Origin of the sequence: Pseudomonas sp. 8 R 14 (assembly GCF_900005955.1) — a bacterium.
GTDB lineage: Bacteria > Pseudomonadota > Gammaproteobacteria > Pseudomonadales > Pseudomonadaceae > Aquipseudomonas > Aquipseudomonas marginalis.
The window spans coordinates 1-3,818 of the sequence record NZ_CVTH01000081.1; the positions used below are offsets into that span (position 1 = coordinate 1).

The 3,818-nt window shown below is 62.8% G+C and carries 3 protein-coding genes; all 3 read left to right on the forward strand.

All coding sequences use genetic code 11. The features are described from left to right. A partial coding sequence (locus tag BFQ01_RS22980) for an efflux transporter outer membrane subunit (protein WP_141691298.1) occupies positions 1–939 on the forward strand: 939 nt, incomplete at its 5' end. A gap of 15 nt (positions 940–954) precedes the next feature. Further along, a complete protein-coding gene (locus BFQ01_RS22985; RefSeq protein WP_065927031.1) occupies positions 955–2,154 on the forward strand; it encodes an HlyD family secretion protein in 1,200 nt (399 codons plus the stop codon). Continuing rightward, positions 2,154–3,683: a DHA2 family efflux MFS transporter permease subunit gene (locus BFQ01_RS22990; protein ID WP_027606285.1), complete on the forward strand. Its 1,530-nt coding sequence runs from the start codon at positions 2,154–2,156 to the stop codon at positions 3,681–3,683. Before BFQ01_RS22985 ends, BFQ01_RS22990 begins: the two co-directional genes overlap by 1 nt. Positions 3,684–3,818: the final 135 nt, after the last annotated feature.

Here is a 3,818-nt window from a genome sequence, read left to right on the forward strand (position 1 = left end):
CTGACCCTCGCTGCCGATGTGGCCAAGGCCTACAGCGACCTGGGCCAGGCGCACATCGTGCGCGACCTGGCCGGCGATGACCTCAAGCGCACCCGGCAAATGCTCGACCTGAGCAAGCGCCGCCTGGCTGCGGGCATCGACAGCCAGTACCAGTACCAGCAGACCGAAAGCCTGGAAGCCAGCTCCCAGTCGCAATTGATCGATGCCGACAAACAACTGCAGAGCGCCCAGATCGCACTCGCCGTATTGCTCGGCAAAGGCCCGGACCGAGGCGGCGAACTGGCCCGTCCGAATGTGCTCAAGCCCGCCGCTGTCGCCGTGCCTTCGGTGTTGCCCGCCGAGCTGCTGGGCCGCCGCCCTGACCTGATCGCCGCGCGCTGGCGAGTCGAGGCTGCGAGCAAGGACATCGCCGCCAGCAAGACGCGCTTCTACCCCAACCTCAATCTCAGCGCGAGCGCCGGGGCCGAGTCGTTGCTGGGGGATGCGATGTTCGGCTCGGCCAGTCGCTTCTTCAACATTGCGCCGACGATCTCGTTGCCGATCTTCGATGGCGGCCGCCTGCGCGCCGACCTCGATGCGCGCGATGCCGACTACGACCTGGCCGTGGCCCAGTACAACAAAACCCTGGTGCAGGCCTTGGGCGATATCGGCAACACCCTTTCGCAACTGCGCGAAACCGGTCGGCAGATCCAGGCCCAGCAACACGCCACGGACATTGCCCAGCAGTCCTACGACACCGTGGTCCAGCGCTACGGCTCAGGGGTCGGTAACTACCTGGACGTGCTCAGCATCGAGCAGCAATTGCTGCAGGCCCAGCGTCAGCTGGCGACCCTGAATGCCGGGCAAATCGATCTGTCGATTCAATTGATGCAGGCCCTGGGTGGCGGATACAGCGCCGACAACGTGGCGTCGACCACCCCAGCCACACGCACGGAATAATTTGAGGTATTTGTCATGGCCACTGCCGAAAACACCAACGCTACAGAACAACCCAAAGACAACAACCCACGCAAACGCAAGGTCATGCTGATCGGCCTCGCGCTGATCGTCATCCTCGGTGTCGTGGGCGTATGGGGCTGGTATGAATTCTACGGGCGCTTCAACGAGAGCACCGACGACGCCTATGTGAACGGCAACGTGGTGGAAATCACCCCGCTGGTCACCGGCACCGTGGTCAGCATCGGCGCCGACGATGGCGACCTGGTTCACGAAGGCCAGGTGCTGATCAACTTCGACCCCAATGACGCCGCCGTCGGCCTGCAAAGCGCCCAGGCCAACCTGGCCCGCACCGTGCGCCAGGTGCGGGGCTTGTACAGCAACGTCGATGGCATGAAAGCCCAGGTCAACGCACAGAAAGCCGATGTGCAAACTGCTCAGGACAACTTCAACCGTCGCAAGACCCTGGCCCAGGGCGGCGCGATTTCCCAGGAAGAGCTGTCCCACGCCCGTGACAGCCTGACGGCCGCGAAAAACGCGCTGACCAACCTTGAGCAGCAACTCAAGACCAGCAATGCGCTGGTGGATGACACCGTGATCTCGTCCCACCCGGACGTGCAGGCCGCCGCCGCGCAACTGCGCCAGGCCTACCTGGCCAATGCGCGCAGCACCTTGATCGCGCCGGTCACCGGCTACGTGGCCAAGCGCACCGTGCAACTGGGCCAGCGCGTGCAGCCGGGTACGGCGTTGATGGCGGTGATCCCGCTGAACCAGCTGTGGATCGACGCCAACTTCAAGGAAACCCAACTGCGCGACATGCGCATTGGCCAGCCGGTGGACATCGAGTCGGATATCTACGGCAGCGACGTGAAATTCAGCGGCACCGTGGATAGCCTTGGCGCCGGCACCGGCAGTGCGTTTGCCCTGCTGCCGGCGCAGAACGCCACCGGTAACTGGATCAAGATCGTGCAACGGGTGCCGGTACGCATCCACATCAATGCCGAAGAACTGGCCAAGCACCCGCTGCGGGTCGGCCTGAGCACCGTCGTCAATGTCGACCTGCATGACCAGAGCGGCCCGGTGTTGGCGCAACAGGCGCCGCAAAAGGCGACCTTCACCACCAACGTGTACGACCGCCAATTGGCCGAGGCTGACGCCATGATCACCGAGTTGATCCATGCCAACAGCATCGCCGCGCCCAAGGCTGTGCAACGCTGATGAGCAATAACGCCTCCTTCACGCCGCCCAGCCTGTTGATGGCCACCATTGGCCTGTCGCTGGCGACCTTTATGCAGGTGCTCGACACCACCATCGCCAACGTGGCCTTGCCGACCATTTCCGGCAACCTCGGCGTGAGTTCGGAGCAGGGCACCTGGGTGATCACCTCGTTTGCGGTGAGCAACGCCATCGCCTTGCCGCTGACCGGTTGGTTGAGCCGGCGGTTTGGCGAAGTGAAGCTGTTCCTGTGGGCCACCATGCTGTTTGTGCTGGCCTCGTTCCTCTGTGGTATTTCCACTTCGATGCCCGAATTGATCGGCTTCCGGGTGCTGCAAGGCCTGGTGGCCGGGCCGTTGTACCCGATGACCCAGACACTGCTGATCGCGGTCTACCCGCCGGCGAGGCGTGGCATGGCCCTGGCGTTGCTGGCGATGGTCACGGTGGTGGCGCCGATTGCGGGGCCGATCCTCGGCGGCTGGATCACTGACAGTTACAGCTGGCCGTGGATCTTCTTTATCAACGTCCCCATCGGCATCTTTGCGGTGATGGTGGTGCGTGCGCAATTGAAGAAGCGCCCGGTGACCACCAGCTACCAGCCGATGGATTACGTCGGGCTGTTGAGCCTGATCGTGGGCGTCGGCGCGCTGCAGATCATCCTCGACAAGGGCAACGACCTGGACTGGTTCGAATCCAACTTCATCATTGTGGGCGCGGCGATTTCGGTGATTGCCCTGGCGGTGTTCATCATCTGGGAAATGACCGACAAGCACCCGGTGGTCAACCTGCGGCTGTTTGCCTACCGTAACTTTCGCATCGGCACGATTGTGTTGATCCTCGGCTACGCGGGCTTCTTCGGCATCAACCTGATCCTGCCGCAATGGCTGCAAACTCAGATGGGCTACACCGCCACCTGGGCCGGCCTGGCGGTGGCGCCGATCGGCATCCTGCCGGTGCTGATGTCACCGTTCGTGGGCAAGTACGCGCACAAGTTCGACCTGCGCCTGCTGGCAGGCCTGGCGTTCCTGGCGATTGGTCTGAGCTGCTTTATGCGCGCGGGCTTCACCAATGAGGTGGACTTCACCCACATCGCCCTGGTGCAGCTGTTCATGGGCATCGGCGTGGCGCTGTTCTTCATGCCGACCTTGAGCATCCTGATGTCCGACCTGCCACCGCACCAGATCGCCGATGGCGCCGGTCTTGCGACCTTTCTGCGGACCCTGGGCGGCAGCTTTGCGGCCTCGCTGACCACCTGGATCTGGATTCGCCGGGCGGACCAGCACCATGCGTACATGAGCGAGAACATGACCACCTATGACTCGGCCACCCGCGACGCGCTGCAGGCGCTCGGTGGGGCAGGGCACAAGGCCTACGCGCAACTGGACCAGATCCTCACCAGTCAGGCGTACATGATGTCCACCGTGGATTACTTCACGTTGCTGGGGTGGATGTTCATGGGGTTGATGCTGCTGGTGTGGCTGGCCAAACCGCCGTTTGGCGCCAAGGCAGGGCCGGAAGCGTCCGGCCACTGATTGGCAAAGACTGAAATGCAATCAATTGTGGGAGGGGGCTTGCCCTAATGCCGTTCAGTTAAGCGAAAGTGATTCACTGTAGGAGCGAGCTTGCTCGCGAAGAACTCAGGGCCACCGCGCTTATCGAGAATGAAC

What these genes read in the sequence shown, in the direction of transcription:
- BFQ01_RS22985 (WP_065927031.1), top strand. Translation starts at nt 955, where the DNA reads ATGGCCACTGCCGAAAACACCAACGCTACAGAACAACCCAAAGACAAC.
- BFQ01_RS22990 (WP_027606285.1), top strand. Translation starts at nt 2,154, where the DNA reads ATGAGCAATAACGCCTCCTTCACGCCGCCCAGCCTGTTGATGGCCACC.